We start from the raw sequence: 3025 nt of genomic DNA, 5'->3' as shown, positions 1-3025 counted from the left end.
GACCGGACTATATGTCCGGTCTCTTTTTCTTTCTTAAAAAGTTGTTTTTTAAGCTTTGTTCTGTTTGCGTTTTTCTACATAGAAGGCAAGTCCAAGTGCACCAATCAAGACACCGCCAACGATGCCAACCATTGAAATGGTTTGTCCAGTAGATGGCAATTTCTTGCTTTCTGTTTTTACCTCTACCTTAGTTGCTGTTTTGTAGACAACTCCATAAGCTGAGAAGTGATTGGTTGTGAAGGTTACCTTGCTCTTGTCTTCATTCAAGCTGAACTGGTAGGTTTCAACCTTACCATCTTCTCCAATACCTACAACAGATTCTACTTCTTTCGTAGGATCAACTGGCATGGTCACCACAGTTGGGCTGAATTGATGAACAGGCCCATTTTGATTTGACAATTGAATGTCGTAAATCTGATAGTCTTTACCTTTGAGGGCTTGGACATCCTTCAATACAGAAGTTGCCAAATTAAAGCCCCCTTGGGCAAAATCTGGATTTTGTAAGGTGATTCCAGTAACAGGATCTACTAAAATGTAGGAATTCGTCGGTAGAACTGGACGATTGTTTGTAGTTGGAGCAGGAACAATAGTAGTTGATGAGTTTCCATCCTTGCTCAGTTCAGTACTTGGTTGAGTTGGCTTGGTTTCATCCTTGCTCGGTTTGGTACTTGGCTCAGTTGGCTTGGTTTCATCCTTGCTCGGTTCGGTACTTGGCTCAGTTGGCTTAGTTTCATCCTTACTTGGATCGGTACTTGGAGCTGTTGTCGTCGTTGCGTCCGTGCTTGGCTCAGTACTTGATTCAGTGCTTGGGGTCGTTTCTGTCTTGCTTGGTTCTGTACTTGCTTCGGTGCTTGGGGTCGTTTCTGTCTTGCTTGGTTCTGTACTTGCTTCGGTGCTTGGAGTCGTTTCTGCCTTGCTTGGCTCCGTACTCGCTTCGGTGCTTGGGGTTGTTTCTGCCTTGCTTGGTTCTGTACTTGACTCAGTGCTTGGGGTCGTTTCTGACTTGCTTGGCTCCGTGCTTGACTCAGTGCTTGGGGTCGTTTCTGACTTGCTTGGCTCCGTGCTTGCCTCGGTGCTTGGGGTCGTTTCTTCCTTACTTGGTTCTGTACTTGATTCGGTGCTTGGTTTCGTTTCTGCCTTGCTTGGCTCTGTACTTGACTCTGTTGGATCCTTGTAGTCATCTGGTAAAGATGCTCGGTATGGATCATCTGTACGACCTGCTTCTTTTAGAGTTGCAGACAATTCAGACTCATATTGCTTGAATTGTTTGAAGAGACGTTCAGACCGAGCTAAAGCATCCTCAGTCACCTTATCTTCAACTGCTTTTGCTGCAGCTTCATCAGCTTTCAAGGCAGCGTATTTTGCATCGCTCACTTTTTGTTCGATAATGAGCTGTTCTTCTAGTGCTTTCCAGTGATTTTGGATAGATTTTCCAAAGAGATCTTGGTTGTGGATGGCCATTTGGTCGATGTGCCATACTGTCCAATACCATGAATTTGGATCATAAGTAGCCGTTTGAGGTTTAAAAGCTTCGTAAGTATCTTTTACATTTCCATAGAATGGAACATAAGGGGTATTCCGTGAAGGTCCCATGCCGAGCCATACAGTTCCACCAAATGATTTTGGAAGATTTGGATTGATTTGATAGACATGGGCATCGATGACGTTTTCATTTCCTAAAGCATATTTGTATTGGTCTTTCCGAACAGTATCGTTACTACCATCATCACCTTGTTTCTTGACACCAATTTGATCGTCTGGAACAAATCGACCATTCAAATGTTCAAAACGGTTGCGTTGGAGAGCAAATGCATCTTCCAAAGTAAATTTCTTGTTTGGATCTGTTGGTGAGCGGAAGAGTTCGTATTCATCATCTTCATAAGTCACTTTTGAATTTGGATCCAAAAGAGTGATTCCTGCGTAAGTACGTGAACGGTCTCCTTCAGCATATTTTTCTGGTCCATAAGATTTAGCGATATGGAAGTTACCGTCTTTATCTGTCTTGTAGTTACCAGATTCTTTGGCTACTTTTTCGACATCTTTCGAAGCGATCACATTTTCCTTGTCATTCAAATCCACATGACCAAGGTAGTAGGTATTTGCAAAGACTGCATATTTGTCCTCTGGGACTTTTACCGCTACATATTGGTGACCAGAAAGAATTTCCATATACCAAGTTTCTTTTTGGTCTGCAAAAACGACAACATTCCCTTCAGCTGATCCTTTTTCTTCAATGACTTTAGCTAGGAATTCAACCCCTTCACGAGCAGACTTAACGCGTGGTAAAACTACGTCCAACATAGCAGCTTCTGGAATTCCGTTTTCTGTCAATGGATCAGTCTTCAAGACTTTTTTGTTTGGAATTGCTGTAACGGTTGATGTCATAGAGACGCCGGCTTCGTTAAATCCATGTTCACCAAAAGCACCGTTACTACCATCTCCACGAGCTGAGTCATAAGTCGCTGTGTATTTCATTTCACTGGCAGCATGTGGATAGGTAAAACCATTGGATTCGTCTTCCAGTTGATCCCCTTCCTTATAATTCTTCGCATCAACAACCACATAATTCTTGTTGTGCTTGCCACCATTTGGATAGTAAGGGTAATCTTCTGTCCGACCAAAGAGAGTAGTCCCATCCTTAGTCAATTGGCGACCAATGATAAAGCCACAACAGGCTTGAACTGCTTGAACTGGTAGGAGCAAAAATGTCATTGCTACCAATGAAAGTTTAAACAACCATTTCTTCATGGCAAATCTCCTTTTCGAATGTCCCTTTTAAAAAAGGCACTATTCCTGATTTTTTATACTCCCAGTCTACCTCTTTTCAGTTATTTTTGCAAACGCTTACCAGACTTGTTTTTATTCTATTTTTTTCTAAATAATCTTTCTATCAACTCATTTCTATGTAAATTATATATATTTATTGAGATTTCAAACAATTTTCTGTTAGTTTACGATTTTGCTACATTTTTTAGGAAAAAAAGAGAGTGGGACAGAAATCGGTAATTCGTTAGAATTCGATTTC

The 3025-nt window shown here is 41.6% G+C and carries 1 protein-coding gene; it reads right to left on the bottom strand.

Annotated features, from left to right (window positions below; all coding sequences use genetic code 11):
* Nucleotides 1-48 precede the first annotated feature (48 nt).
* A complete protein-coding gene (locus ADG03_RS11930) occupies nt 49-2748 on the bottom strand; it encodes a C69 family dipeptidase (RefSeq protein WP_049520970.1) in 2700 nt (899 codons plus the stop codon).
* Nucleotides 2749-3025 lie beyond the last annotated feature (277 nt).

The sequence above is a fragment of the Streptococcus parasanguinis genome (assembly GCF_001069785.1).
GTDB lineage: Bacteria > Bacillota > Bacilli > Lactobacillales > Streptococcaceae > Streptococcus > Streptococcus parasanguinis_T.
Note: the sequence above shows the minus strand (reverse complement) of the source record. Positions and strands in the feature narration are given on the sequence as shown.